2 protein-coding genes and 1 pseudogene are annotated in these 2,892 nt (G+C 66.4%); 1 reads left to right on the forward strand and 2 read right to left on the reverse strand.

Going from position 1 to position 2,892, the window contains the following annotated elements; genetic code table 11:
• Positions 1-487 precede the first annotated feature (487 nt).
• Complete coding sequence (locus tag ACFE71_RS15375; RefSeq protein WP_375429635.1) at positions 488-1,411, forward strand: LysR family transcriptional regulator; 924 nt, start codon at positions 488-490, stop codon at positions 1,409-1,411.
• On the opposite strand, the gene ACFE71_RS15380 is transcribed toward ACFE71_RS15375, so the two are convergent.
• Positions 1,326-1,580: a DUF2274 domain-containing protein gene (locus ACFE71_RS15380; RefSeq protein ID WP_375429636.1), complete on the reverse strand. Its 255-nt coding sequence runs from the start codon at positions 1,578-1,580 to the stop codon at positions 1,326-1,328. The genes ACFE71_RS15375 and ACFE71_RS15380 overlap by 86 nt on opposite strands.
• Positions 1,577-2,764: pseudogene (locus ACFE71_RS15385) on the reverse strand (TrbI/VirB10 family protein). The gene ACFE71_RS15380 and the pseudogene ACFE71_RS15385 overlap by 4 nt, the downstream one beginning before the upstream one ends.
• Positions 2,765-2,892 lie beyond the last annotated feature (128 nt).

Raw genomic sequence — 2,892 nt, forward strand, 5'->3', positions numbered from 1 at the left:
CAACCTTGCCAAGGTTGGGGTCGAGGGTTCGAATCCCTTCGCCCGCTCCAGTTTTTCGCAAAGAACACAGTGAGATGAGCCCGCTTGCGGCGAGCCGTGCCGCTTACAGCGCACGGTGATTGCGCGCCTGTAAGCACATTGTAAGCGCCTGAATTCGCATTTTGGAGCGTGTCCGTCGTGGCGAAGGATTGCTGGGTCACTTCGCCTGTCCCCACTCTTTGAGCGCCATCCTCCTAGCTGAAGGCCGCAAGTCGAACCGCGTCGGGGCGCTTTCGAGCGTGGAAGCACGACTCGTCCCTTCAGGCGTTCCACCAGTGTCATTTGCGACTTAGTCGCGCTGTCGGGGCGGCAAAGGACCCACGCCGTACCCTTGCCAGTGTTGCGGTACAGCAGCCGTCGCGCGATTCTGGCTCGTTGCAGACGACGATACGTTGATCCGGAACGACGCTTTTTTGATTAGGCTTCAGCCGTTATGCCGGACTGACGTATGGCGACCGAGATTAAGCACTTGCGAGTGATCGTTGCGGCAGCGGACTGCGGCAGCTTCAGCTCGGCAGCGTTGCTTCTGAACACGGACATTTCGGCTGTGAGCCGAGCCGTGCGCGAGATCGAGGACACGCTTGGTGCCGCAGTCTTCGAGCGTCTGCCCCGCGGCGTGCGGCTGACACGATCCGGTGAAACCTACGTCGCAGCCGCGCGGGACATTCTCGCGCGAATGGGGCGGGCCGAACTTGAGGCGCGTTCCGCGGCCGTTCAGGGCGCGGGAGCGATCACCATGGGCTGTGTCTGGTCATTCTCCTGCGCGCCAAAGGTCGATCTGCTTAGGCGTTTCGTGTCGGCGAACCCGCGGACACTTCTCACGTTGGTCGAGGATGGCCAGGAAGCGCTGCTCGCCCGGGTCAGGTCTGGTGAATTGCACGTCGCGCTGATCGCGGCTGAACCATACCCGTCTCCGCCGTTGCGAACGCAAAACGATCTGGAAAGCCTGACGCTCTGGCGCGAGCGCCTCGTCGTCGTCGTGCCCGAAGCCGAAGCGGTCGATGCGTTTGGCTGGGCGGATCTAGCCGGCCGACCCCTGCTATGTCGGCCGCAAGACGATTGGCGACGGTTCGTGGCGCATGTCGAGCGGCTGGGTGGGCCCACCTTGCAGTTCATGGAGCAGGACGTCAGCGAGGAAGGCCTGCTCGCGCTGGTGGGCGCGGGTCTGGGTTGGTCGATCGTCCCAGGAAGCCTGCCTGCTCCCGACTTTGCGAGGGCGCGCTTCGTACCGCTGGCGGCACCCGGAGCGGAGTTGGACATCCAGGCCGTCTGGCGACCCGGCGCGACTAACCCGGCGCTGGGCCGGTTCCTCGATCTGTGTCGCGGCGTCCACCCCGACGGGCTTTCGCGAACGCCCGATCCGTCGCCATAAACCGCGCCAGCATCGGCGCGATCAGTCTGCCGGGTTCGACAACCCGCCCGCCCTCCCGGCCGAGCACCTCGGCGTAGGCGACCAGGTCGCGGTGGGTCGCAGCCGGTAGCTCGACCGTAAGCCGAACCGGCTTGTCGTCCGCAAACGGTCCCAGCTTTAGCTTGCTCATGGTTGTGCTCCATAGGGCTCGAGGACGAGGTCCTGCGTGACGATCACGCGCACCGGGTGACCGGGACGAACGGTGAGCGTCGGCCGAATCTCGAGCTGACGGCGCACCACTTCCTGCCCGGCGTCGCCGACGCTCTCCTGCGCGCCATCGCGAATGGCACGGGCGATGTCGCTGTCGCTGTCGTTGCCGAGTTCCGCGCCGACCCCGAGCAGCTTGGAGAGCAGGCCTGCGCGAAACAGGCGGCCCCAGTGATTGTCGACGCGGTCCTGCAGACCTGCAAAGCCGGAAGCGTCGGCACCCGGCTAGCGTTCGAGCACGATCGAGTGACCGTCCGGCAGAATCAGCCGGTTCCAGACGAGAAGGACGCGCTCCTGGCCGTAGCCGACCTCGGCGTCATACTGACCGATCAACCGCGCGCCCTGTGGGACCAGCAAGTGTCGGCCGGTCGGGCTGTCGTAGACTGGCTCGGTGACTTGCGCGACGACTTGGCCGGGAAGGTCGGAACGGAGGCCCGTGACGAGCGCGGCCGGGATCGTTGAGCCGGCTTGGAGAACGTAGGGGCTCGCGGGCGCACGCAGCCGATCGGAGCTGGCCGTCCGCCGGTTGACGTCTCGGTTGAGGAACGTCTCGCCGCGGCCGGAAGCGGGGGCGGTCGGCGCGGTCTCGACAGGAAGGGAGAGTGGCGGGGAAGCCGCAGGCATGATCATCGCAGCATCGCTGTTCGCGCCCCCGCCAGCATTGCCCATGAACAGGCGGCTCGTGCGAGCGGCCTCGCGCTCCTGTCGCGCTTGTTGAAGGGCAGGATCAACCATGTGTGTCGCAGGTGGCGGCACACCCGTCGCTCCGCCTACCGGCGGGAGCGGGATCGCTTGCCTGCGTTCCTGGGCTGACAGAATAGGCCGTCCCATGTCGCCGGGGAGCGGCGGGCCAAGCTGCGGAACGGGCTCGCTTGGACGCGGAAGGCCCGCGTAGTCTCGCGGCAGGCGTTGCAATGCTTCGGCCTGAGCAACCCGGTCGGTGTTGTAAAGCTCGGACGGTCGGTCGTCGTCGCCGCGCCCTTGCAGCGCGACCACGAGCGCACCGCCGACACCGAGGCTGGCTACCGCGCCAAGCCCGATCAGGGCTTTGCGCGAAAGCCGGGTGACGCGCGGCGCAGTTGGCCGCAGCCGAAGCTCGCGGGCGATCTCCTGCTCACTCCTGACCCGCCCCTCCTTCTCGGGCTCGTCCTGAAACGTGTCTGGTTCCGGGGCGGTCACGTTGGACTTGCCCCGGAAAAGTGGAGAGGTATTTGCTCAGCTGGCCGCCTGTCGCT

The organism is uncultured Sphingomonas sp. (assembly GCF_964237155.1).
Lineage (GTDB): Bacteria > Pseudomonadota > Alphaproteobacteria > Sphingomonadales > Sphingomonadaceae > Sphingomonas.

Excerpts from the sequence above, each read along its gene's own strand:
- ACFE71_RS15375 (WP_375429635.1), top strand. The coding sequence starts at position 488 with ATGGCGACCGAGATTAAGCACTTGCGAGTGATCGTTGCGGCAGCGGAC.
- ACFE71_RS15380 (WP_375429636.1), bottom strand. The coding sequence starts at position 1,580 with ATGAGCAAGCTAAAGCTGGGACCGTTTGCGGACGACAAGCCGGTTCGG.